This is a genomic window from Natrarchaeobius chitinivorans, assembly GCF_003841505.1.
In the GTDB taxonomy this organism is placed as follows: Archaea; Halobacteriota; Halobacteria; order Halobacteriales; family Natrialbaceae; genus Natrarchaeobius; species Natrarchaeobius chitinivorans.
This window is the reverse complement of sequence record NZ_REGA01000001.1, coordinates 180435-203097: the sequence shown is the minus strand read 5'-3', so window position 1 is coordinate 203097 and position 22663 is coordinate 180435. Positions and strand designations below refer to the sequence as shown.

The 22663-nt window shown below is 64.6% G+C and carries 24 protein-coding genes; 16 read left to right on the top strand and 8 right to left on the bottom strand.

From position 1 onward, the window contains the following. Window positions 1-936, bottom strand: a complete 936-nt coding sequence (gene paaA, locus EA473_RS00975; RefSeq protein ID WP_124193791.1) for a 1,2-phenylacetyl-CoA epoxidase subunit PaaA — start codon at window positions 934-936, stop codon at window positions 1-3. A gap of 94 nt (window positions 937-1030) precedes the next feature. On the opposite strand from paaA, the gene EA473_RS00970 reads away from it, so the two are divergent. The 4 genes from EA473_RS00970 to EA473_RS00955 all read left to right on the top strand — a co-directional run bounded on the left by EA473_RS00970 (window position 1031) and on the right by EA473_RS00955 (window position 5084). Continuing rightward, the gene (locus EA473_RS00970; RefSeq protein ID WP_124194071.1) at window positions 1031-1669 is read left to right on the top strand and encodes a helix-turn-helix domain-containing protein; all 639 of its coding nucleotides are present in this window, start codon (window positions 1031-1033) and stop codon (window positions 1667-1669) included. 136 nt (window positions 1670-1805) lie between these two features. Then, window positions 1806-2264, top strand: coding sequence for a MaoC family dehydratase (locus EA473_RS00965; protein ID WP_124193790.1), 459 nt, complete (start codon window positions 1806-1808; stop codon window positions 2262-2264). A gap of 606 nt (window positions 2265-2870) precedes the next feature. After that, window positions 2871-3398 (top strand): Lrp/AsnC family transcriptional regulator, encoded by a 528-nt coding sequence (locus tag EA473_RS00960; protein ID WP_124194070.1) that lies wholly within the window; start codon window positions 2871-2873, stop codon window positions 3396-3398. Window positions 3399-3788: 390 nt separating this feature from the next. After that, the gene (locus tag EA473_RS00955) at window positions 3789-5084 is read left to right on the top strand and encodes an MFS transporter (RefSeq protein WP_124194069.1); all 1296 of its coding nucleotides are present in this window, start codon (window positions 3789-3791) and stop codon (window positions 5082-5084) included. 116 nt (window positions 5085-5200) lie between these two features. Here the strand turns inward: EA473_RS00955 and EA473_RS00950 are convergent, their stop codons facing one another. Next, window positions 5201-5836 carry a TetR/AcrR family transcriptional regulator gene (locus EA473_RS00950; RefSeq protein WP_124193789.1) on the bottom strand — a complete coding sequence of 212 codons (636 nt, stop codon included), beginning with the start codon at window positions 5834-5836 and terminating at the stop codon, window positions 5201-5203. Between the two features lie 94 nt (window positions 5837-5930). On the opposite strand from EA473_RS00950, the gene EA473_RS00945 reads away from it, so the two are divergent. The 3 genes from EA473_RS00945 (at window position 5931) to EA473_RS00935 (ending at window position 8653) form a co-directional block, all read left to right on the top strand. Then, window positions 5931-6935: a TIGR04024 family LLM class F420-dependent oxidoreductase gene (locus EA473_RS00945; RefSeq protein ID WP_124193788.1), complete on the top strand. Its 1005-nt coding sequence runs from the start codon at window positions 5931-5933 to the stop codon at window positions 6933-6935. Window positions 6936-7067: 132 nt separating this feature from the next. After that, window positions 7068-8045, top strand: coding sequence for an AIR synthase family protein (locus EA473_RS00940; protein ID WP_124194068.1), 978 nt, complete (start codon window positions 7068-7070; stop codon window positions 8043-8045). A gap of 215 nt (window positions 8046-8260) precedes the next feature. Then, the gene (locus EA473_RS00935) at window positions 8261-8653 is read left to right on the top strand and encodes a hypothetical protein (RefSeq protein WP_124193787.1); all 393 of its coding nucleotides are present in this window, start codon (window positions 8261-8263) and stop codon (window positions 8651-8653) included. Window positions 8654-8694: 41 nt separating this feature from the next. On the opposite strand, the gene EA473_RS00930 is transcribed toward EA473_RS00935, so the two are convergent. Next, window positions 8695-9531: a phosphatase PAP2 family protein gene (locus EA473_RS00930; RefSeq protein ID WP_124193786.1), complete on the bottom strand. Its 837-nt coding sequence runs from the start codon at window positions 9529-9531 to the stop codon at window positions 8695-8697. Window positions 9532-9627: 96 nt separating this feature from the next. Then, a complete protein-coding gene (locus tag EA473_RS00925; RefSeq protein ID WP_124193785.1) occupies window positions 9628-12459 on the bottom strand; it encodes an AAA domain-containing protein in 2832 nt (943 codons plus the stop codon). A gap of 164 nt (window positions 12460-12623) precedes the next feature. Here EA473_RS00925 and EA473_RS00920 point away from each other — a divergent pair, with 164 nt between their 5' ends. Next, window positions 12624-13184 carry an SPW repeat domain-containing protein gene (locus EA473_RS00920; RefSeq protein ID WP_124193784.1) on the top strand — a complete coding sequence of 187 codons (561 nt, stop codon included), beginning with the start codon at window positions 12624-12626 and terminating at the stop codon, window positions 13182-13184. Between the two features lie 16 nt (window positions 13185-13200). On the opposite strand, the gene EA473_RS00915 is transcribed toward EA473_RS00920, so the two are convergent. After that, window positions 13201-13479, bottom strand: a complete 279-nt coding sequence (locus tag EA473_RS00915; RefSeq protein WP_124193783.1) for a hypothetical protein — start codon at window positions 13477-13479, stop codon at window positions 13201-13203. 134 nt (window positions 13480-13613) lie between these two features. Here EA473_RS00915 and EA473_RS00910 point away from each other — a divergent pair, with 134 nt between their 5' ends. Further along, window positions 13614-14165, top strand: a complete 552-nt coding sequence (locus EA473_RS00910) for a hypothetical protein (protein WP_124193782.1) — start codon at window positions 13614-13616, stop codon at window positions 14163-14165. Window positions 14166-14454: 289 nt separating this feature from the next. Here EA473_RS00910 and EA473_RS00905 read toward each other — a convergent pair whose 3' ends face one another. Beyond that, complete coding sequence (locus EA473_RS00905; protein WP_124193781.1) at window positions 14455-15579, bottom strand: AI-2E family transporter; 1125 nt, start codon at window positions 15577-15579, stop codon at window positions 14455-14457. 243 nt (window positions 15580-15822) lie between these two features. Between EA473_RS00905 and EA473_RS00900 the strand changes: the two genes are divergently transcribed. From EA473_RS00900 to EA473_RS00890, 3 genes are all read left to right on the top strand, one after another. Further along, window positions 15823-16995 (top strand): mechanosensitive ion channel family protein, encoded by a 1173-nt coding sequence (locus tag EA473_RS00900; protein WP_243645166.1) that lies wholly within the window; start codon window positions 15823-15825, stop codon window positions 16993-16995. Window positions 16996-17223: 228 nt separating this feature from the next. Next, window positions 17224-17670, top strand: a complete 447-nt coding sequence (locus EA473_RS00895; RefSeq protein WP_124193780.1) for a nuclear transport factor 2 family protein — start codon at window positions 17224-17226, stop codon at window positions 17668-17670. Continuing rightward, window positions 17667-17975, top strand: a complete 309-nt coding sequence (locus tag EA473_RS00890) for a hypothetical protein (RefSeq protein ID WP_124193779.1) — start codon at window positions 17667-17669, stop codon at window positions 17973-17975. Before EA473_RS00895 ends, EA473_RS00890 begins: the two co-directional genes overlap by 4 nt. Window positions 17976-18220: 245 nt before the next feature. On the opposite strand, the gene EA473_RS00885 is transcribed toward EA473_RS00890, so the two are convergent. Together EA473_RS00885 and EA473_RS00880 are read right to left on the bottom strand one after the other, a co-directional pair. Beyond that, window positions 18221-19183, bottom strand: a complete 963-nt coding sequence (locus tag EA473_RS00885) for a zinc-dependent metalloprotease (RefSeq protein ID WP_124193778.1) — start codon at window positions 19181-19183, stop codon at window positions 18221-18223. A 43-nt stretch (window positions 19184-19226) separates the two neighbouring features. Continuing rightward, complete coding sequence (locus tag EA473_RS00880; RefSeq protein ID WP_124193777.1) at window positions 19227-19541, bottom strand: hypothetical protein; 315 nt, start codon at window positions 19539-19541, stop codon at window positions 19227-19229. Between the two features lie 126 nt (window positions 19542-19667). Here EA473_RS00880 and EA473_RS00875 point away from each other — a divergent pair, with 126 nt between their 5' ends. The 4 genes from EA473_RS00875 to EA473_RS00860 all read left to right on the top strand — a co-directional run bounded on the left by EA473_RS00875 (window position 19668) and on the right by EA473_RS00860 (window position 22265). Continuing rightward, window positions 19668-19895, top strand: a complete 228-nt coding sequence (locus tag EA473_RS00875; protein WP_124193776.1) for an LSM domain-containing protein — start codon at window positions 19668-19670, stop codon at window positions 19893-19895. Beyond that, a complete protein-coding gene (locus EA473_RS00870) occupies window positions 19892-20068 on the top strand; it encodes a 50S ribosomal protein L37e (RefSeq protein WP_124190840.1) in 177 nt (58 codons plus the stop codon). Before EA473_RS00875 ends, EA473_RS00870 begins: the two co-directional genes overlap by 4 nt. 234 nt (window positions 20069-20302) lie before the next feature. Next, entirely contained in the window at window positions 20303-21001 is a 699-nt protein-coding gene (locus tag EA473_RS00865; protein ID WP_124193775.1) for a DUF4013 domain-containing protein, read from the top strand. A gap of 73 nt (window positions 21002-21074) precedes the next feature. Beyond that, window positions 21075-22265 carry a threonine synthase gene (locus EA473_RS00860; protein WP_124193774.1) on the top strand — a complete coding sequence of 397 codons (1191 nt, stop codon included), beginning with the start codon at window positions 21075-21077 and terminating at the stop codon, window positions 22263-22265. Window positions 22266-22663 lie beyond the last annotated feature (398 nt).

Sequence of the window (22663 nt, the reverse complement as noted above, 5' to 3'; positions counted from 1 at the left end):
TCAGTCCGCCGCCCGCGGCGCGTGGCCGCGTGCGATCGTCTCGTCGATCGTCTCTCGAACCCACTGGACAGCCTCCTGGGCGGCTCGCCGTCCGCCGATCTGGTCCCGGCCGGGTTCGTACTCGTTTTTCGCGATGGCGAAGAACTCGTCCCAGTCCAGATCACCCTCTTCGACCTCGTAGGTGCCGTCGTCGCGCTCGCGGATGCGGGGTTCGTCGGGAATCTCGAGGCCGTAGTTTCTCGCTTTCGGGATGTACTGGTCGAGAAACGCGTTGCGAAGCTCGTCGTTCGACTTCTGTTTGAGCCCGACCGAGGCGGCGAAGTCGTGGTGGGTGCTGTCGTCGTCCGTCGGCCCGAAAAACTGGATGATCCGCGGCCACCACTTCTCGAAGGCTTCCTGGGTCAGCTGCCGTTCCTTGCGCGAGCCGGTCATGAGTTCCTGGAGGATGTCTTCGCCGTGTTTGACGTGGAACCCCTCCTCGAAGCAGACCTTGTCCATGGCGTGGGCGTAGGGCTCCCAACTCGTCCGCCGGAGCGTCGCCTGTCGGCGCATCGCCGCTCCGTCGACGAAAAAGGCGATCATCGGCGTCTCGACCCACGACTCCATCGGGTAGTGAAAGCAGTTGAGGAACTTTCCGTCGCCGTTTGCGAGATCCGCGAGCATCTGCTCGCGGCTCTTGACGCCGAGTGACTCGGCGGCGCGGTAGAGCAACTGACCGTGGCCGATTTCGTCCTGTACCTTCGCGGAGAACGCCAGTTTGCGATCGATACTCGGTGCCTGGCGGATGAACGGCCGTTCCAGATACGCGCCCATAATTTCGCTGTTGGCGTGGAACTCGATCATCCGCGTTGCCGCTTCCCGGTACTCCTGGGGGAGGTCGTCCGCCGGACTGAACGCTCGTGGTCCGGCCCGATCTTTGACTGTTTCGAGATCCATCCGTCTAATCGACCGGTCCACAGGGCGTTCCTTAGCCGTTGACCGCTATATAACGGGGTTTTAAATGATTTTACGTGGCAGAAACGGTCGGTTCATGATCGAGGAGTGTCTCGCGGTCGAGTTCCGGGTTCGCGAGGACGACTGCCCGCTCGCGCAGGCGAGTCGAGCGGTCGGCGTCGAGATCGACGCGGAGCCACCCCAGCGACGAAGCGACAGCTACGATCTGCTGGAGTTCCGGTCGGTCAGATCCGAGGCGCTCACGGATCGACTGGACGACGACGATCGGATCTCGCACCTGTACGTCTCCCGGACCGGCGAGCGCTCCCGGTATCGCTGTCTCTCGAAACATCCGTGCGTCGTCCGGACGCTGATCGACGGGGGACTCATCGTGGAGACGCTTCGATACCGGGCGGATGGGACGACGATCTCCGGCGCGGTCGTCGGGCGGGACGTTCTCGAGGGAGTCATGGAAGCGGCCGGCGAGACCGTCGGAGTGACCCTCGAGCGGATCTATCCCCGCCAGTCCGACGCTGAAGAGCCACCGAACCAGCGGTGGGATCTGACGCCGGCCCAGGAGGAGTGTCTTCGAACCGCCCTCGAGATGGGGTACTTCACGATCCCGCGGGAGACGACGTCCGAAGCGGTCGCCGACGAACTGGGGATCAGCAAGTCTGCGTTTCTCGAGCGGTTGCGTCGGGGTGAACAGGTGCTGTTTGAACGGATTTTTCGGTAGGGGTTCGCCGTCGGCGATGCTCGGGCCCGACAGTACAAACCGTATGAGACGGTCACCGGCCGGTGCGTCCCCTCGGGTTCCTCTCGCGGCGACGAGGGGCGATAGTATATTTATCCCACACGTTGGGTGCGTCGGTATGGCCTACAGTTACGAGCCACACCATTTCGAGGACTTCGAGGTCGGCCAGGAGTTCGAGAGCGTCGGGCGTACCGTCACCGAAGCCGACTTCGTCGCCCACTCGGCGCTGAGCGGCGACTGGACGGAGTTACACACGAACGCCGAGTACGCCGAGGACGGCCCGTTCGGCGAACGGATCGCCCACGGTCCGATGACCTTCGTCGTCGCGACGGGGTTCGTCTACCGCTGTGGCATCGTCGAACGCACGGCCTACGCCTTCCTCGGGATGAACTACATGGACCTCCCGAACCCGGTTTACATCGGCGACACGCTCTCACTCGAGATGACCGTCACCGAAACGAACGACGTGGACCACGACGACGCGGGAATCGTCGTCCTCGACACCGAGATGACGAATCAGGACGACACCGTCGTCTTCGAGGGAGACATGAAGTTCCTCATCCAGCGTGCTGGGTGAGGCGCTCGGAGAGTATCGACCGTCGTCTCGAGGCCGGGTTCTGATACTGCCGGACAGAACTCTGTGAGGGTCGATCACGCTACTGCGGTCGTCTCCGTGGGTGACGGCCACCAATCGCAGCCGACTTCTCACTGACTGCTGTCCGACAGTGCAAAAACCGTCGTCCCACCCGCATACGCTTCCGATCTCCCATCTGTGGACGAAAAATACCCCAAACGATCTTAATAGTGGAAACGAGAGACACAGTACCGGCATCGAAAACGAGGGGGACGATACCGAAAGCCTGCGGTGATGAGTGATGCGGATCGCTGTACCGATATCCCGGCGCACCCGCGACCCGGGCGGCGGATGCGCCGGAACTGGCGTACAGTAACCCGAATGAACCGAAGCGACGGGGGACGGCCGCGGGTAGGTCGAGAAACTCGAGATCGATCACGAGACGACGGGGAGCGGGAACGGCCGTCTCACGGGCTCCTTCGGGGGCCTCGAGCCGTCGTCCGTCGCCCGAAGGTTTCCTCGGGTCTCGCCGCAAGCTCGAACGGCTACCTCGAGTACCGCCTGCCGAACCGAACGCGTAATTATGCACTCGACGACAGTTTCGAACACATGAACGACGACGCACCGAACTGGGAGTTCAAAGACCGGGATATCGCGATTCTCTGTGAGCTCTCGAACGATCCGCAGCTGTCCTCTCGAGAGTTGACGGACGTTCTGGCGGAGACCTACGACATCGACGTCTCGCACGTCACCGTCAGCGAGTCGATCCGACGGATGCGCGACGAGGGCGTGTTCCGGGAGGCGATTATTCCGAACGAGGAGTACTACACGTTCGCGCTCTTCGAGTTCAAGTTCAATCCCGAGCACTTCGCCGACAACTGGCGCGACGCGATGGAGACGATCCGGGAGGACAAACACACCCTCTTTTTCTTCCTCTCGGACGGCGAGTATCAGTGGAAGGCCGTGATGATGTTTCGGAGCCACGAACAGATCTCGCGGTGGATTCACGAGTACTACAAAGACCACGGCAAAGTCATCGCCAACGTTCGCAACACGGTCGTCCACAACGTCCTCAAGTTCCAGACCGATCCACAGATTTACGAGGATCTGCGGGAGACGGCCACGGAAAACCGATAGTCGCCCGCAGAGCGGTTCCCATTCCGGTCGAGCACCGATCAGTGTCGGCCGTTTCTCGTCCGGAGTTCCGTACCGAGGTCCCGGCACACTCGCCGCCTGGGTCGCAGATGCGCCGGAACTGGCGTACAGTAAGCCGTCTCAGCAGCTCTGCGTGACGGTCCATCCAGCATCCATTCATCCATCCGTGCATACATCTATCCAAAACCCTTTTCACCGGAGTTGACTGACTGGTTAGCTAGATGCGTTTCACCGCCACGAACGGAGACGCCCCTTCCACGACAGCCACGTCTCCGATCCCACAGAGCCAGGCCCGACAGCCGTCGGTCATCCTGGCAGGAGGGCGATAGCATGGGCTCGAGGTTCGCTGCAGTCGGCCGTCGACTCTCCCGGATGGGCGGCGGAGATCCGGGAACGTACGTGGTCGTCGGTGCGGTCATCCTGAGTACGTTCTTCGTCGGATTCGGCGGCGGCGTGATCTTCCCGATTCTCCCGAACCTGGGTGAGTTGCTCGGAATTACGCCGTTCGTCGTGGGACTGATCCTCAGCGCAAATCGTTTCTCCCGGCTGTTCGCGAACGCCCCGGCCGGCGTCATCGTCGATCGAATCGGAACGAGAACGCCGTTCATCGTCGGTATGGTCATCCAGACCGTCGCCACGTTCGGCTACGTCGTCGCCGTGGTCGCCGCCCGTCCGGAACTGTGGTTTCTCCCCAACCTGCCAGAAGGGTGGTTTCTCGGCTCGAGGCTCATCTGGGGCGTCGGGAGCGCGTTCGTCTTCGCGACGGCGTACACGATCGCCGCGGACGTCAGCGACGGCGGCTCGAGGGGTGCGAATATGGGGCTCATCAGGGGCGGAATCCTCTTTGGCTTCCCGAGCGGTGTCGTCATCGGCGGGCTCATAAGCGAATTCGCGGGAACCGTCGCAGCGTTCGTCGTCGCGACGGTGTTCGCGGCCGTCGCAAGCGTCGTCGCTTACGCGACTATCCCGGAGACGCACGTCGACGGCGACGAGCACCGGTCGGTCACCCCGTGGGACATCGACGTCAGCGTTCCGGCGCTGACGGTCGGATTCGTGAACTTCGCCGTGTTGTTCGCGTACATCGGTGCGCTGTTCGCGACGCTGGTCCTCTTTCTCGATCGAAACGAACTCGGCGTCTTCGGCTTCGGCCCGCAGGCTTCGTCGGGTATATTCATGGCGGTGACCGTGATCGCCGCCGGGGCGTTCATGTTCATCGGCGGGCACGTGAGCGATCGGCGGGGATCGCGCGTTCCGACGCTCGTCACCTTCCTGGGGACGACGTTCGTGGGGTTCGTCCTGCTCGCGATGGCCGACTCGGTAGCCACGCTCACGGTCGCCTGTCTGTTCATCGGTGCCGGACAGGGCGGGACCAGCGGTCCGCTGATGGCGCTGCTCGCCGATCTCACTCCCGACGAGCGGATGGGACGGGCGGTCGGAACGAACAACGTTCTCGGCGACGTCGGCGGCGGACTCGGCCCGCTCGTCTCGCTTCCGCTGATCGAACTCGTCGGGTTCGGTCCGATCTACGTCGCCTGTGCGACGTTGCCGGTCCTCGCCGGCGTTATCCTGCTTGGCGGCGTGCATCGAGAAACGGGGCAGTTCCTCCCGAACGTCGATTTCGGCGAGGAGGAATCACGAGGCGATTGCCTGCCGGACCACGCCGACTGATACGAATTGCTGTCATCATTTGCCGGTGGGACTACACCCACACCGGATCTGCAGGAAATCGGCACGAGAGACCATATTACATTCCAATTCGCCGTATTACGCCCGGTTCGATCCGATCATCCACTCGATGTGTCGACGTCCGCCTCGGGCCGGCAGAGCCAGCCGTAGACGATTTCCTCGAGACTCTCTTTGGTCGCCTCCGCGATGTCGTCGCGTTGGAGGGTTACCTGATAGACCCGTGCGCCGTTGAGGCTGATGAACAACAGGTGTGCTGCCAGTTCGGGGTCGACGTCTCGGAACAGGCCTTGCTCGATTCCGTCTTCGACCGTCGCGACGAACATCGCCTCGACCGTCTCGTAGTTTTGCGAGAGCTGTCGGCGGAACTCCTCGTCGAAGGGGGCCTGAGTACGGATCTCTAGCAGCGCGGTCATCAGCTCCCAGTGGTCGAACTCGCCGCGTTCCGGGGGACCGAACAGCAACGTATCGATCAGGGTCAGCAGTCTCTCGTCCGGTGGCGCGTCCTCGTCGACGGCGATGTTCCGTTCGAACGCCTCGAGTAAGTACTCGAGGAAGGCGACGAGAAGCGCATCCTTGGTGTCGTAGTGGTAGTGGATGACGCCTTTCGTCTTGTCGAGTTCGTCGGCGATCGACTGCATCGTCAGGTTGGCGTATCCGTGTTCACACAGCGCCCGGTAGGTGGCTCGCATGATCGCCTCCTGCGTGTCGTCGCTCCCGTCGCTTCCAGTCACCATTCACTCTGTCTCTCGTAAAATACCGGCAAAAGCGTTTGGATACGGTTTGGTCGACATTGAAATAGCTCCGACTGGCAGTATCAGACGTTCACCGATGACCGACAGAGAGATCCACCTTCCCGTCGCTGCCCAGCCCTCGACCGACTCGCTCGTCTCGTACGCCCGACGGGCCGAAGACGGAGGGTACGGCTGCGCGTGGCTCCCCGAGACGTGGGGTCGCGACGCGGTTACCGTCCTGACAGCGATGGCCGAACGCACCGACGGCATCGATCTGGGCTCGAGCATTCTCAACGCCTACTCCCGGTCGCCGGCCCTGCTGGGACAAACCGCGGCGACCCTCCAGGAGGTTTCGGACGGTCGGTTCCGCCTCGGGATCGGTCCGAGCGGGCCCGCCGTCGTCGAGAACTGGCACGGGATCGAGTACGGCAATCCGCTCCGACGAACCCGCGAAACCGTCGAGGTCGTCCGCCGCGTCCTCTCCGGCGACCCAGTCGAGTACGACGGGGAGACGTTCTCGCTGTCCGGGTTCCGACTGCGCTGTGACCCGCCCGAACCGACGCCGCCGATCGAGGTGACCGGGATGGGGCCCAAGGCCGTCGAACTCGCCGGCCGCTTCGCCGACGGCTGGCACGGCATCCTGTTCTCGCCCGACGGCGTCCGCGACCGACTCGAGGACGTCGAACGCGGTGCCGACCTCGGCGCTCGTGATCCGGACGAGGTGCGGGTCACGATCGGCGTCACCTGCTGTGCGCTCTCGGATCCGGCGCGAGCGCGCGAACTCGCTCGCCAGCACACGGCCTTCTACGTCGGCGGCATGGGCACGTTCTACCGCGATTCGCTCGTTCGACAGGGGTACGAGGAGGCCGAACGGATCCACGAGGCCTGGCAGGCCGGCGACCGCGAGGCCGCCCTCGAGACGATCTCCGAGGATCTCCTCGACGACCTCTGTGCTGCCGGCGATCCCGAGACGGCACGCGAGCGCCTCGAAGCGTTCGAGGAGATAGACGGGGTCGACGCGGTCGCGGTCAGTTTCCCCCGCGGCGCGACCGAGGCGGAGATCGAGGAGACGATGGACGCGCTCGCACCCGACGAGGGGTAACGCGTCGGGGACGACGATAGTCGGACCCATCCGCGGCGATTCGACGTGACTCGAGTCGTCGCTGGGAGAAGCGAACCCGCGAGCGTCTCGAACGCCGACAGCTACAAGCCGACGATCGCCCCAGTTCGGTGTATGCCCGGCAAGGTGTCTCCGGAGGAGTTGCTCGCCCACGTATTCGATCGATCGGGTCGTATCGACGACGAGACGGTTTTACAGGGACCGGCCGACGGGGAAGACGCCGCCGCGATCGACTGGCCCGGCGGCGACCTCGTCGTCAGTTCCGATCCGATCTCGCTGGCCGCCTCCCAGGTCGGAACCCTCGGGGTCGCCGTCGCCTGTAACGACGTCGCCGCGTCGGGAGCCGATCCGCGGTGGCTGACGGTCGTAGTGATGCTCCCCGGCGAAGACGCGTCGTTCGAAACGATCGCGGCCGATCTGGACGAAGCCGCCGCGGACGTCGGCGCGACGATCGTCGGCGGCCACTCCGAGTACGTCGATCAACTCGAGCGCCCGCTCGTCTCGCTGACGGCGATGGGTGCGACCGAGTCGTTCGTCCCCACCGGCGGTGCGGAACCCGGCGACGAGGTCGTCCTGACGAAAGCCGCCGGAATCGAGGGAACGGCGATCCTCGCGACGGACTTCGGCGCGGATCTCGACGTCGACGACGCGGTGTGCGAGCGAGCCGAACGCTATTTCGAGGAGATCAGCGTCGTCCCCGACGCGCGGATCGTCCGCGAGTACGCGACCGCGATGCACGATCCGACCGAGGGCGGGGTCGCGGCCGGACTGGTCGAACTCGCGCGTGCCTCCGGCGTTCGACTCGAGGTCGACCGCGAGGCGGTCCCGATCCGTGAGGAGACCGAGACGCTGTGTGCCGCGGCGGGCGTCGACCCGCTGCGGATCTTCGGCTCCGGCGCGTTGCTCGCGACCGTTCCCGGCGGGACGTCCGACGCGTGTCTCGACGCGCTCGAGGAGGTGGGGCTCGAGGCCGCCGTGATCGGGACCGTCCACGAAGGCGATCCCGAACTCGTCCTCGATGGGGAGGTGATCGCCGATGCCGTGGCGGACGACCTCTACCCGCTGTGGGAGTCAGCGGACGCAGACGGGTGAGGCGGTGTGCTGTCCGTCAGTACCGGTGACTGTAGTCGCGTCCCGGTTCCACCGGGAGTCATCTGGATTTCTGTCCCGGTGAACCGCCAACCCCGCGACTCGAGCGGCGGGTGCGCCGAAGTGGTCTTCACGTAAAGCGTATCAGAGCAACAATCCGCACACGTTACAACCAAAGGATATTTCTACTGGCATTACAGAATCTCTCGGGAGGAGTTATGTCTACAGCACGCTCCCGGGCACAGACCGTCTGGGACGCCGTCTACGAACGGGTCGGGGAGGATCTTCGCGTCGTAATCCGGTATCAACCGATGGACTGGGGGTCCGTCATGCGCGACGACGTCCGCGAGCAGTACAGCCGAACCGAAACGCAGGCGCTCGTCGACCGAACGATCGTCGATCAGTTGAGCTATCGACGACAGGAAAACGCGTTCGACGCGGGAACGTTGAACGCGATCGCGCGTATCTTCGAGGAGGCGTGGATCGTCTCCTGTCCCGACTCGGTCGGACAGAAGTCGGGACTGCTCGTCTCGATCGAGCGCAACGGCGACACCGCGACGCTATCGGACGTCGAGTGGTGTATCGACTTCCTCGAGGACGAACCGGAATAGATCAGCCGGCGGATTCGTCGCCACCCAGCCGACCCGGATCGTTACGTCGCCGTCGCCGGCAGTCGCTCGAGCGGGATCCGACCGACGACACCCGGAACGAGCAGGACCCACGCGGACAGGAGTGCGTACAGCCCTACGAGAACGAACGGAGACGAAACCACCCCTTCGGTCATCCGAACGGCGACGAGGCCGCACAGACCGATAGCGACGAGGACTCCGGCCTCGAATCGCGAGCGGACCGGCGACCTGTCGACGCCCCGGACCGTCGCGGCCAGCCCGCCGATCGACCCACCGAACGCCAGGAGGGCGTCGCCGCTCGCGCCAGTCACGACGATGGCGACGACTCCGAGGGGGAGCGCGATCGCGAACCCGACCCGCGGATCGTCGCGGGTGGCATAGCCCACGATGGCGAGGAAGCCGACGCCGAGTGCGATCCCCGCGAGGACGTCACCGAGGTAGTGGACACCGAGAAACACCCGGGAGAGCGACACCGCCGCGACGACGACGGCGAGTGCGAGTACGGCCCGCGGGTCGCGAACCCGGTCGTACGCCGCGACCAGCCCCCCGTAGACGACGACCGACGCGAACGCGTGACCGCTCGGGAACCCGAAGCCGTCGATCTCGAGCGGGACGAGGAGTGCGGCCGACGGCGGCCGCGGCAGGCCCAACGCCGCCTTGACCGCAACGACGAATCCAATCCCGGCCACCGCGTAACTGATCACGAGCGCGTTTCGCCGGCGACTCGAGAGCCAGAACAGGACGGCGAGCAGGACCATCGGAACCGTCGTCCCGCCGAGTTCGGTCACCGCCAGGACCAGTTCGGCGTACTCGGCAGGGAACGCCTCGCGAAGGGCGGCGCTTTCGTCTTCCAGACGCATTCGTTGTCAGCTTCGTCTCGATGGGGTCCTCCTAACAGTTTCGTTCGAGTACCAACTGCAACGATAGTGGCCACTGCGCTGTCTCCGACCGTGGCGTTATCGTCGCGCCCACTCGAGCATCCGCCTGTAGACCGGGTCTGACTCGAGCGCGTTCGAGTCGCCGACCAGGACGAGCGCTCGCTTCGGCCGCGTGAGCGCGACGTTGATCCGGCGGTAGTCCTCGAAGATCGGCCCCTCGAGCGATCCCGTCGCGGTAAAGGAGACGACGATGACTTCCTGACTCGAGCCCTGAAAGCGGTCGACGGTGTCGACCGTGACGTCCTCGGGAACGCGATTCGAGATCGTGGACACCTGCGCCCGGAACGGCGCGATGACGCCGATCTTCGAGCGCTCGAGGCCGGCGTCCTCGTACGTTTGGACGAGGTCCGCGATCCGTTCGGCCTCCTCGTCGTCGGTGTACTGGCCGTCGTCACCCTCGACGTCGACGAACGCCACCGGGTCCCGCAGCGATTCGGGGAGCGCGTCGCGGGAGACGTCCGCGAGGTCGTCGAGCGTTCGACCGGCGACCGCCGGCGTCGCGGGCCGGAGCTGACCGTCGTAGAACTCCCGGGAGGCGAACGCCTGGATGCGCTGGTTCATCCGGTACTGGCGATCGAGCATGACGCCGGCGTCGGGGTATCGGTCGACGAGTCGTTCGAACAGCGACCGCGTGAGGTCGTTTTCCGCCCGGACGACCGGGGGAAGCTGTTCGTGATCGCCGACGAGGACGAACCGGCCGGCGAGATTGGCCGCCGCGTACGTCCCCGGCTCGGTGAGCTGTGCGGCCTCGTCGACCAGCGCGACGTCGAACGCCTGCTCTTTCATCACCCGCGAGCCGCAGGTCGCCGTCGTCGCCGCGACGACCTGCGCGTCGCCCAGTTCGGCAACCCGGTCCGCCGGATCTCCCGCCCGCTCGAGGCGGTACGGTTCCATGTCCTCACGGACGCCGCTTTCCGAACCGACGCGAACGACGTCGACGGCTTCGCCGTCCCCGTTTCGGTTCGTTTGGGACGCACCGCCGACTTCGCCGCCGTCCTCGAGTTGCTCGAGCAGCGCCTCGAGCGCGTTGTCGACGGCGCGGTTGGTAAAGGCAGACAGCAGGACGCGTTCGCCGCGGTCGACCATCGCGCGGATCGCGCGAGCGATCGTGTAGGTCTTTCCGGTTCCCGGCGGGCCGTGGATCAGCGCACAGTCGTTCGCGCCGACGGCCGTCCGCACCGCCTCGTTCTGTGCGTCGTTGTTATCGATGAACTCCTCGTCCGAGAGGTCGAACTCGGGTTCGGCGCGCCCAAACAGCACGTCCTTGCGACGCTCGTCGCCTTTCAGCAGGCAGTCGTGAAGCGCGACGAGCAGCCGATCGGTCGTCAGTTCGGAGGGGTAGACGTCCAGCCTGGTGACCTCGACGGGCTCGTCCGCGGTCAGGAGGACGTCGTCGTCTCGCGGGCGTTGCCCGCTCGAGGCGTCCGCCGAGCGTGGCTCCGTGCCCCCGATTCGCTCGATTCGGGCCAGTTCCGCGTTCCCGCGAACCGGATGCCCGTCGCTCGCGAGCACCAGGTCACCCTCCCGGAGCTTCGAGGTCCCCCCACCCGTCCGTCTCGCTCTGAGTTCCCATCGGCCGCCCTCGAGGGGGCGTTTCTCGACGAACTCGAGGTCGATCAGCGCCCGGTCGTCGTCGGCTCGTTCCTCGGCGTCTTGCTCCCAGAGCTTCGCGTACTCGCGGTGGACCTCCCGGCGTTCCTCCTCGATCGCCCGGTAGAACCGATCGAAGTACTCGCGTTCCTCGGCGGGGAGCGCCTGCCCGATCTGTCCCGCTTTCGACTCCTGGTCGAGTCGCCCCGAGACCACCATGCAGGTGTCCTGCTCGAAACAGTATTCACACTTCGCGTCGGCCTCGTAGCCCGTCGGCACGTCCCCCGAACGCTCCATCGCCGCGATTTCGTTTCGCAGCCGGACGACGAACTTCAACAGACCGTCACCCATCGCAAAGTCCTTCGCCGGCGTGAGGTCGCCGGTCTCCTCGTTGCGATCCAGCGCCGAGTTCTTCGTGTAGAGCAGCGTCCCGGTGTCGACGTCGCCGCCGTGTTCCTCGAGCAAGAGCGCGTAGCAGGCGGCCTGGACTTTGTCCTTAAATCGGGGTTCTTTCTTCAGGTTCTTCCCCGTCTTCAACTCGACCGGTGCGCCCCGGCGAACGGCGTCCGCCCGCCCGCGGATGCCGAACGTCTCGCTGATGAGCAGTTGCTCCGAACGCCAGCTGTCCGCTTCGGTCAACCGTCCCTGTTCGAGCCAGCCCTCGATGGCGGCGGCGTTCTCGCGGACGTCCTCGGCGACGCTTTCGGGCGTCTCACCGAGCAAACCGAGTTCGAGCCCCCGCTCTTCGACGCGGGCGTCGATCGATTCCTCGAGGTCCCGTCCCCGGAGCAAGTCGCCGAACACCTCGTGGACGAGCGTCCCCTTCACGACCGGGTAGTTAAGCGGCACCCCCGAGAGCTTGTTCAGGTAGTACAGACGTGGACACTCCACCCAGTTTCTGATCGACGTCACGTTCACCAGAAAGCCCGGCTCGACGACGACGTAGGAGTCGCCCGTCGTGGCGTACTGGACCTCGCCGCGGTACTCCTCGGATTTGGCGTCGGTCACCAGCAGTTCCATCCCCGGCTCGAGGAGTCGGGCGGACTCGGTCCACTTGTTCCACAGCGTTACCGTCGTTACGTTCCTCCCGTCTCCGTCGCTTCCGACGTCTCGGCCGTTTCCGGTATTTCCACCGTTTCCACGGTCTCGGCCGTCCTCGTCGTCGAGTCGAAGCGGTACCTCCGCGAGGTCGCTCTCGCCGTAACTCGTCGATACCGACCGAACCTCGATGTCGCCCGCGACGGTTCCGCGTACGTTCACGCCTGTCCGTCACGGACCGGACGGTGAAAAACGCTATCGGTCGCGATCTCCGCGCGATCGCCGCAACACGGATCGAGTAATCACATATTTCCTCCGTTTTCGCACGGATACGATCGAAACGGTCGCGGCCCCTTAAAAGTGAACGAGATGAACCGACGGTTACTATGAACGATTCGAACGACGATCGCCGCGACCGAGGGGCCCCGGACGCCGACACCGGGGGCGACCCGGGCGCGGGGAACGAGCGGCCAAACGCCGTCGACGAGATCGACTCCGGGACAGGGGCCGGCGACCGCCCCGACGATGGCCACGATCCGCGTGATCCCTCCACGCAGGTCGCAAACGAGGAACGACGCCGCGATACGCCGATCATCAGCGCGGTCATCGCCGCCATCGGTGCGTGGGTCGCCATCTCGGTGTTGCTCTTCGACGTCGGCGAGGCGTCACTGTGGAACAACGTCCTCGTCGGTGCGATCGTCTTCCTCGCCGCCGGCTACAACGTCTACCGAATTCAAAACGACATCCCGATAAGCGTCGGCGTCTCCTCGCTTCTCGCGGTGCTGGGGATCTGGTTGATCGTCTCCGCTGCACTGCTCGGAATGCTCGGCAGCCTGTTCTGGAGCACGCTCGCCTCCGGGCTTCTCGTCGCCGGCCTCGCGGGCTACAACGCCTACGAGGCTCGAGAGGCGCGGACGGTCGCAACCGAACCCGAGACGGGGACGTAACGTCGCAGTCGCTCGATCACTCCGCGCCGATCCGCGTCTCGACGTCGGCCTCCGACTCGATCGTCGCCTCGAGGCGCCGGAGCCGAAGTTCGGCGGCGTGGTGGCCGGTCGCAACGGCCGCAAACCCGATCATTACCGCGGCGAAACCGATCGCTACGGCGGGTGAAACGCCGTTAACGTAGCTATTGAGCAGTTGTCCGGCCGCCAGAGCGACGGGGCCGAGTACGAGCAGGCTACTCTTGACCGGTGCGGCGCGAAACAGTTCGACGACCGAGAACGTTCCTCCGGTGGGCATGGGAAATAGTGGGTTACACGTTCTGTCGGGGGAGTCACCGTATCCCTTTTGGTTCATACGGACCGTTCGAATCGGATCGTTCTCCGTTCCGTTCGATCGATACGTTCTTTCTCCCCGACTTCCAATCCCGACGTATGCGGATTCGCGAGTGGCAGGACGTACTCGAGGACGTCACCGACCGGGACGTCGATCCCGAGGGTTGGCGAGCCGTCGCCGGCGACCGCGCTGGCGGCGTCGGCGAGGACATGTACCTCGCGCATCCACGGGCCGGCGTCTTCTTCCTGAAAACGTACGCGAAAAACCCGTACCAGGTTCGCGGCGTCGGGACGCACGTCGCACGAAAGCTCGACGACGAGATCGGCAGCTTCCTTCCGCGGGAGGATTCGGGCGGCCGCTTTGCCGTCCAGTCGCCGCCCGAAGACGAGGAACACGCCGAGAGCGTCGCCAAACGTCTTCAGACCGTCGTCGAGACCCACGCCGACGCGCCGACGCGGCCGCAGGACTTCTTCGACGACGTGATGGAGGCCGTAGAGAGCCCGGCGTTCGGCCCGGTGGAGTACGACCAGTACGACCGGCCTGACGAACTCGAGCACCTCTCCGAGCAGTTCGAGGAGGCCGACGAACTGCTGAACGCCGAACTCGAGGACTTGATCGAGACGGACGAAGTCGACCGCGGGTTCATGTAACGGGGCCGGCCCACAGCTATCCATACGGTCTCTGGTAACAACTGCGCCGATTGACACACTCCTCGCTGGTCAGTCTGACGAGCAGGTGTGGAATGACGTGCAGTGGTTCCCGTAGATGTACCGGTGGGACTGCGACCTCACTGCGGTCCCACTGACGTTGACTGCCAATAGTCCGTCTCATACGGATTGCTGTAACGATTTACCGGCGCACCCGCGACCCGGGCGGCGGGTACGCCGGTAATGATTTACAGTAAACCGTATCAGGCCGCGGAATCACGGGTTCAAGCAGCTACTTTCGAGAGGCTCGAGTCGTCCGTGAAACCTCACTCGAGCGCGGAGTCGCGGTCCCGTCGTCGACGCCGGGAGAATCGCCACTCGTGTCCAGTTCCGGCTGTGCTGACGATCGGTACTCCTGTCTGAACGTTTCGAGGATCGCGACGACGATACCGATCAGGATCGGGCCGACGAACAGCCCCACGAAGCCGAGCGTGTACACGCCGCCGAAGACGCCGACGAGAATCACCGCGGGGTTCAGCCTCGCTCGTTTGTCGATCACGATCGGCCTGACGTAGTAATCGATGAAGCTCACGACCGTGATGCCATACAGGGTGAGAAAAATCGCCGACCCCGTCTCGTCGATGAGAAACAGGTAACTCGCGGCAGGGGCCCAGATCACGAACACGCCGATCAGCGGCAAGAACGCGAGGACCATCATCACGATCGTCCAGAACACGACGTTCGAAATACCGGCCAAATAGAGGCCGAGACCGGCAACCAGCGCCTGGACCACGGCGGCGAAGGCGTGACCGACGACGGCCCCCCACGTCGTTCGATCGATCTGATCGACCAGCGTCGCGCTGACCCCGGGGGAGAGCGGACTCGCATCCGTGAGCCACGCGACGAGCGCCGGCCCGTCGAGCAACAGGTAAAACACCAGAAAGAGGACGAGCGCGACGCCGAGGGAGACGTGCAACGAGAGTTCGATCAGGTGTGAGACGTCGTGGAAGAACACGGAGAACAGGAATTCGGTCAGCTGTCCGGCCGTCTCCTGAATGTCGACGTCTACGCCGGCGATCTCTGCGAGTTTCCGTTCGATCAGGGCAGTCTGCAGGTCGGTTTCCCCCCGGGAGATCAACCGGAGGTCCTCGAGAAAGGCCGTCAGAATGTACAGTATCGGGATTATCAACACCACGAAACTCGCGAGAATCAGCGTGACCGCGGACACGATCTCCGCGACTCGAGTGGACGGCAGACGTCGCTGTACGGATTCGCGTAGCTGGAGGTGTAACGGAAACAGGACGTACGCGAGGAGGAGAGCCAGCAGAACGTACTCGAGAAACGGGCGAACGATGACGAACACCGAGAACGTGACGATCGCCAGTAAAACGTAGAGAAATAGTTTTTCACGATCCATAGACGTACTTCTTACCTAGTCTGTACGAGTATGAATACACTCCGGTGAATTGAGACGGCTCTTTTATACGGAATACTGTACGTCGTCTCCGGAGCGACTGGGCGCCGTCTTGCGGTCGCTCCGGTACACAGTTACAGAAATCCGTATATCGGACCACACGGGACGGTCTGCTGTCGAAGGCGGGACCCGTCCCCTGCTGTTGCCACGGCCGCCCTTTTTCGCTCGCCGACGGAAGGTCAGGCAGTGTCCGTTTACCCGTCGCGTTACGCGTCCAGAATCATCGAATCGGAACTCGTCGGTCGAATCGTCGGACTGGGAGTCGGCGGCCGATCGCACGAATCAGTAGCCGGCGGTCGGTCGCTCGAACCTGTCTCCGCCGACCGAAGCGCCCGGATGGCGGTCACGGATTTCGTCGGTACGCTCGAGATGACGTGGCTGCTCGCCGGAATCGCGATCCTCGTCGCGTGGTACGGCTCGAAGCTGCTGGCCGATCGGCTTCGACCGCGCCTCGAGCGGCGAGCCCTTCGACCGACGACCGCCAACGCGGTGTTGTTGGCCGGCCGGATCGCGATCGTCTGCTACGCGTTCGTCCCCTTCGCCGGGCTCCTCGGTTTTCGCCCGCAGAACGTCCTGCTCTCGTTTACCGTCCTCTCGCTCGTCGTCGGTGCGGTGCTCGCGCCGATCGGGCGCAGCTACGTCAGCGGGCTGTTCATCCTGTTCAACCGACCCTACGAGGTCGGCGATATGATCGAACTCGCCGACCGCGAAGAGCGGGGGTACGTCGACGACATCACGCTCGGCTATACGCGTGTGTTCACGCTCGAGAACTCGTTTCTCGTGATTCCGAACGAGACGATGCGCGAGCGCGACGTCCGTAACTGTTCGGCGGAGGACGAACGGAGCAGGCTCTCGATCGAGGTCTGTGTCACCTACGAGGGCGACCTCGAGCAGGCCTGCGAACTCCTCGAGCGGTCGGCTCGCCGGGTCGACGGCGTCATCGAGGGCGGGCCGCCGATCAGGGTGGGCCAGTCGCGGTTTCCGGCGCGCCCGACGGCGTTCGTCAGGGAGTTCGCCGATCACGGCATCTCGATCGATCTCAAACTCTGGCTCGAGGAGCCGTACCTCCCGCTGAAAGTTCGATCGGCGGTCCAGCGCAACGCCTGGAACGCGTTTCGGGACGCCGACGTCGAAATCGCGTACCCGCACACCCACCACGTCTTCGACGAGACGAGCGGGCGGGCGCGAGTTGCGTTCGATTCGCCCGACGGGGAATCGCTCGAGCCTGAAGTCGGGGACGACGCGCTCGATCGCAACCGCCGAATCGAATCCGAGTCAGCCGACCGTTCGTCGGCCGACCGGAGACCGAAACCTGGCGAGGCGATCGACCACGGGGAGGGACCGACCGACTCCGCATGAACGGTTGTCGTCGACTGCCGGGAGTGGGTCGCTGTCGTTGGTTGTCGGAAGGGCCTCGCTGTCGTCGGATGCCGGAATGGCGTCACTGTCGTCGGATGCCGGAATGACGTCACTGTCGTCGGATGCCGGGAGTTCGTCCCTTTCGTCGATTGCCGGGTGCCATCGATCGGGCGGCATGCACTCGCGTCCGATGCGTCTTTGGGGTCGCCCGCCGGAGAGTACCGTACGATGACCGCACACGCCGAGGACACCGTCCACGCCTACTACGACGCGCTTCGGAACGGCGATCCGCTCGAGTCGTACTTCCGGCCGGCCGGTTCGACGGTCAAGTTCGGGATCGGCGAGGCGCTGTTCGGCTACGACGACGTAGCCGAGGCGCTTCGCTCCCAGACGGAGACGACCGCGGACTGGACCGTCGAGAGCCACCACCTCGTCGTCGGCGAGCGCGATCGGTTCGCAACGTTCGCCGACGAGGTGACGATGGCATGGACGGACGTCGAGAGCGAGACGGAGCATCGATTCGACACGCGCTGGAGCGGAACGCTCGTTCGCGAGTCACCCTCGGACTCGAGCGACGGCCAGCCGACGCCCGCCTCGAGTGCGATGGCGAGCGAGCGAACGACCGCGGACTGGCAGTTCGCGACGATGCACGTAAGCGTCGCCGACAAGGTATGAGGCGAGACGGCCGGCGGGCCGGGAGCGAGCGAACCCGATCGTCCGACCGATCGAAGGGAGTCGATCGAACGCGGAGAAACGATCGCTCGAGACGCCCTCAACTCGGCGGAGTAGGCGACGGCGTCGGCCGGATGAGCGTCGGGTTCGTCTTGCTGGTCAGCCTCTCCGGTGCGACGATGGCGCTCCAGGGTGGCGGCGGGTACGCCATCGTCGGACTGTCGGCGCTGGGCGGCTGTCTGGTCGGGACGGCGCTGTGGTGGTACCTCCGGCGCGTCGCTCGAGAGTTTCGTCACTCGAAGTTGTAAGCACTCACACACAGCTGTCCGTGCCCACCTGTGGCTGTCCGTCTCAGCCGCAGCTGTCCGTGCCCACCTGTGGTTGTCCGTCTCAGCCGCAGCTGTCCGTGCTCACCTGTGGCTGTCCGTCTCAGCCGCAGCTGTCCGTGCCCACCTGTGGTTGTCCGTCTCAGCCGCAGCTGTCCGTGCTCACCTGTGGCTGTCCGTCTCAGCCGCAGCTGTCCGTGCCCACCTGTGGTTGTCCAGTCGGCCTGTCAGCGGTCGATCCGGCGCAGCCACAGCCCCGGCGAGTCGAGTTCGTCCTGGGTCGGCAGGTTCTCGGGTCGCTCCCAGACGCGACTCGCAGTCTCGAGGTCGCTCGCGGTGACGACGCTCTCGAAGAAGTTCTTCCCGCGCTCGTACTGGCGCTGTTTGAGTCCGAGTCCGAGCAGCCGTCGGAACAGCCGCTGGAGGGGGCCTCGGCCCTGCCGTCGCGCGTCGAGTTTCCGTCGGAGGTCCTCGTACTCGTCGTCGAAGGCGTGGTCCATCAGGAGTTCGGCGTACCCCTCGACGACGGTCATCGCGGCGTCGAGTTCCCGGAACGCGTCGCGGTCGAACGACCCCGCCGAGAGGGCGGCGATGCCGTCTTCCATGCGCCGCTCGAGGTGCGTCGAGAGCCACGGGGCCGCGCCGAACTCCGCCGCGTGGGTTACCTCGTGAAACGCGATCCAGCGTCTGAACCGGTCGGGATCGACCTCGAGCGTGTCGGCCGCGTTGAGGATGTTCGGCCGGACGAAATAGAGCGCGTGGTCGTCCTCCGGCGTGTCGGCGAGCAACAGCGGGTCGTACTGACCGAGGACGTTCCGTCCGAGAAAGCCGAGCAAGACGGCCATCGTCCCCGTGTTGATCGTCCGGGCGATACCGGGAAAGACGTCGGTGTGGGCCTCGAGTGCGCCCATCACGCGCTCGAAGGTCTCGACGTTGGCGTCGATCCAGTGGTGACGGTTCTGGATCTCGATGGTGTCGGGGACGTCGAACTCGGCACCGGAAACCGTTCGAACGGCCGCACGAGCATCCCGGACGTCACGCGCGTAGGCGTCGGCCTCGCCGGGCTCGAGTGCGATCGATCCGGGATCCGTCGCCGCCTTCGCGGCTTCTGCGGCGGATCGCCAGTCGATCGCGTCGTCGCCGGATCCGGACGCCCCGGCGACGGCACGAGCGCTACGATAGAGGTTCACAGGAATGGGTACGACTGTCGAACGCAAAAGCGTTCGGCTCAGTTTAGTTGACGATAACGTCCGGCTGTTCTTCGTCCTCCAGGTCGGGTTCGTCGTCACCGCGGAACTTTTTCGCGGCGGCGGCGATCCCGACGAGCACAGCGAGGGCGACCAGCGCGCCGATCGCACTCTTCCCGCCGGGACCACTGCTGTCGTCGTCGGCTGCCTCGTCGGATTCCTCGTCGAACTCGACTTCGGTCTCGAGGTCGGAGGCTTCCGTCTTCTCCCCGAACGGGAGCGCTTCGCCGATTTCGCGCGGACCGAACTGGGTGTCGCCGTCTAGATGCAACTCGATGAAGGTGAATTTTCGTTCTCCCATATCGTCGTGGACGACGACCGTCCACTTAGCCGTTTGGTCGATTCGTCGAACCGTTCGGTCGAGGTGACTCGCCTCGAGTACGACGGGACCGGTACGATTAAGTAGTCGTCACCTGCGGTCTTTCGTATGAGTGGACGACCGCTCGACGTCCTCGAGGCGTCGCTTGGCGAACGCGTGACGGTACGACTCAAAAGCGGCGACGAATACGTCGGCGATCTCGCCGGCTACGATCAGCACATGAACCTCGTGCTCGACGACGCCGCGATTCCCGCCGATGAAGCCGCGTCGGACGACGAGCCGATCGAAGACACAACCATTATACGCGGCGACAACGTCGTTTCGATAACTCCATGACTGGTGCAGGAACCCCGAGCCAAGGAAAGAAGAACAAGACGACACACGTCAAGTGTCGTCGCTGCGGAGAGAAGTCCTACCACGTAAAGAAGAAGGAATGCTCGTCGTGTGGCTTCGGCACGTCCGCCAAGCGTCGCGACTACGAGTGGCAGTCGAAAGCCGGCGACCACTGATATCGACGTATTCTCTGCGGTTTGATATACCCTCGAGCGTCGCGTCTCGAGGCCGTACACGCGTGAGATTACGTCCACTCCTAATTCTGATACCACTGTTGAAGTACGATCGGAATGTGAGTTTGAGGGGCTGAAAAGGCAGGATTTCCGGTATATGGAGAGGGCTATATAGTTGTCGGTAGTATAATACGTTGGCCAGGCCGCGAGCAACTGCAGACGGCCGAGGTGTAACCGATGCTAACCGAATCAATAATCTATCTGAAAGACAGCGAGGACGCGTGGAAGACCAGCATCATCGGGGGAGTGCTCCTGCTGTTTGCCTTTCTGGTGATCCCCCTCTTTCTCGTCTGGGGGTACGTCGTCCGCGTACTGGACCGGACCGCACGCGGCGACGACGAGGCTCCGACGTTCGACGACTGGGGCGAGTTGACCGTCGAGGGCGCGAAGGCGTTCGTGATCCTCCTCGCGTACTCGCTGGTCCCGATCGTCGTCGGCGCGTTCGCCGCGGGGGGTGTCGTACTCGTCGCCAGCGGCGATCCCGGTGTGTTCGGCGTCGCCGTCGTGATCGCGGTCGGACTGCTCGCGCTCGCGGCCGCCCTGCTGACGGCGTACGTCGTTCCGGCCGCGCTCGCACAGTTCGCCGCGGAACGGCGAATCGCCGCAGGGTTCGACTTCGCGGCGCTTCGCCCCGTCCTCCGAAGCGCAACCTACGCAACGAACTGGCTGCTGGCACTCGGCATCGTGATCGTCGGCTCGTTCGTCTCGGGCATCCTCGGCTCGATTCCGTTCGTCGGTGCCGTCCTCGGCGCGATCGTCGCGTTCTACGCGCTGGTCGCGGCCTACTACGTGATCGGTCACGCGTGGCTCGATCTCCACCCGATCGCCGTCGAGGGATCGAACGGGGAGTCGACGAGCGACCGACCCGCAGCGTGACCGCGTCCGTTCGACGCATTTTCCGGCCGAGAGCGATGAACAACCATTAGTCCGGGGCCACGAACGGTTCGGTATGGAGACGACTGACGCCTTTCTCGGCCTCGAGTGTGTCGACTGCGGGGCCAACGTGGACGCCGATCGGATCGGTCGGTGTCCCGACTGTGACGGGCTTCTCGAGGCGACGTACGACTACGACGCGATCGATCTGGATCGGGCCGCCCTCGAGTCGCGTCCGCTGGATTCGATGTGGCGCTACGAGGACCTGTTGCCGGTCGCCCGCGAAGCGGCCGTGACGATGGACGAGGGGGCGACGCCGCTGGTCGAGTGCCCCGCGCTGGCGGCGGAACTCGGCGTCGGACGACTACTGATCAAAGACGAGGGCCGGAATCCGACGGGAACGATTCGGGATCGGGGCCAGTCGATGGCGGTAACAGCCGTTGTGGAAAGCGGTGGAACCGACGTCGCGCTCGCGTCGACCGGCAACGGCGGGCAGTCGGCCGCGGCCTACGCCGGCCGTGCGGGCCTCGAGTCACACGTGTATCTCCCCGCACGCTCGGGCTTTTCGAACAAGGCGATGGTGAACGTCCACGGCGGCGACATGAACGTCGTCGGCGGGCGATACGACGACGCCGTCGACGCCTTCGAGGAGGGAATAGCCGAACACGACGACTGGGAGCCACTCCAGACGTTCGTCACGCCGTACCGCCACGAGGGCGAGAAGACTACCACGTACGAGATCCTCGAGCAACTCGAGTGGGCGGTGCCCGACGCGATCGTCTACCCGACCGGGAGCGGTACCGGGCTTGTCGGCGGCTCCAGGGCGGTGACCGAGTTGCAAACGCTCGGCCTCGTCGACGAGCGCCCCTCGCTGTACGCCGCCCAGGCCGACGGCTGTGCGCCGATCGTCGACGCGTTCGAGTCGGGAGCCGACGACACCGAACCTGTCGAGACGCCCGATACGATCTGTGGCGGGATCGAAGTTCCCGATCCGATCGCAGGTTCGCGGGTGCTCGAGGCGATCCGGAAGACCGACGGCGGCGCGGTTGCGGCCGGCGACCAGGACGTCCTCGAGGCTGCGGTCACGGTTGCCAAACACGAGGGTCTCGAGATGACGCCGAGTGCTGGGGCCGCGGCCGCCGGCGCGTGGGAACTCGCCGAGCGCGGCGAGTTCGACGGCGACGAGACGGTCGTCCTCGTCAACGCCGCGACCGGGAGCAAGGAGGCCGACGTGTTGCGGAGCTACCTGATGAGTCAGGGCGTGTGATACGGTTTACTGTACGTCGTTGCCGGCGCACCCGCGACCCGGACGGTGGGTGCGCCGGTAAACAGGTACAGTAGTCCGTATCAGACTCTCGGAGGGAGTACTCGAGGTCGACCTCCGGCCGGCAGTATCAGTCCTGCTCACCGCCTCCCCTCACCAGCCTCTGCGGATCACTGCGTTCTGCGCCGTCCTTCGCACAGGGGTAGCGACGACGTCTCGTAGTGCTCGCCGCCGTCGCCAGCGCGCGCTGATGGATCGGAGACCCGTATCGAGTCATATGAAAATCAGATATCGAACACTATAATTGGGAGCCAGCATCGAACGACATTCGGCGTCTTGGGGCAGTGGGCTGTGTATCAGGAGGCGTGACGTTCACTAAATTGTAGCTCTGCAAACACGTA